This window comes from Vibrio sp. HENC-03 (genome assembly GCF_000305755.2).
Lineage (GTDB): Bacteria > Pseudomonadota > Gammaproteobacteria > Enterobacterales > Vibrionaceae > Vibrio > Vibrio owensii.
Map to the genome: position 1 here is coordinate 1 of NZ_JH976089.1, position 541 is coordinate 541.

At 49.5% G+C, this 541-nt stretch carries 1 protein-coding gene; it reads left to right on the forward strand.

Features of this window, described 5'->3' with window-relative positions; all coding sequences use genetic code 11:
- A partial coding sequence (locus VCHENC03_RS17250) for a transketolase-like TK C-terminal-containing protein (protein WP_009705411.1) occupies positions 1-541 on the forward strand: 541 nt, incomplete at both ends.

Here is a 541-nt window from a genome sequence, read left to right on the forward strand (position 1 = left end):
TCAGAACATCCAAGTTTACACGCACGACTCTATCGGTCTTGGCGAAGATGGCCCAACTCACCAACCAGTTGAGCAAATGGCATCTCTACGCCTGACTCCAAACATGAGCACATGGCGTCCATGTGACCAAGTTGAGTCTGCAGTAGCATGGAAACTAGCGATTGAACGTAAAGATGGCCCATCGGCACTGATCTTCTCTCGTCAAAACCTAGCGCAACAAGAACGGACTGCTGAGCAAGTAGCGGACATCGCGAAAGGTGCTTACATCCTGAAAGACAGCAATGGTAAGCCTGAGCTAATCCTAATCGCGACAGGTTCTGAAGTTGAACTAGCAGTGAAAGCAGCTGAGCAACTAACGGCTGAAGGTAAGAAAGTACGCGTTGTTTCAATGCCATCAACAGATGCATTCGACAAGCAAGACGCGGCTTACCGTGAATCAGTACTGCCATCAGACGTAACTGCACGTATCGCTGTAGAAGCGGGCATTGCTGACTTCTGGTACAAGTACGTTGGCTTCGACGGTCGCATCATCGGTATGACA